The sequence below is a fragment of the Peribacillus sp. SIMBA_075 genome (genome assembly GCF_046534585.1).
Genome location: NZ_JAWRYN010000304.1, coordinates 1 through 322, shown reverse-complemented (window position 1 = coordinate 322; position 322 = coordinate 1). Strand labels below are relative to the sequence as shown.

Here is a 322-nt window from a genome sequence, read left to right as displayed (position 1 = left end):
ATGGCAGAACATATATCGTTATCACCAATTGTATTAGCTTTCATGGTAGCTGGATTAATTCGAATTGCAACAGGTTCGGCGACAGTAGCATTAACGACAGCAGCAGGTATTGTTTCACCAGTTATTCAGCACATGTCTGGTGTAAATTTAGAATTACTCGTTATTGCAACCGGTGCAGGTTCATTAATGTTTTCTCACGTAAATGATGCAGGATTCTGGCTTGTAAAAGAGTATTTAGGTTTGACAGTAAAAGAAACGTTTAAAACGTGGACGGTGCTGGAGACATTGTTATCATTTATTGCATTCGGCTTTGCGCTTTTAC

At 38.8% G+C, this 322-nt stretch carries 1 protein-coding gene; it reads left to right on the top strand.

The window, feature by feature from the left end; genetic code table 11:
• A partial coding sequence (locus tag SB775_RS28335) for a GntT/GntP/DsdX family permease (RefSeq protein WP_486360711.1) occupies window positions 1-322 on the top strand: 322 nt, incomplete at both ends.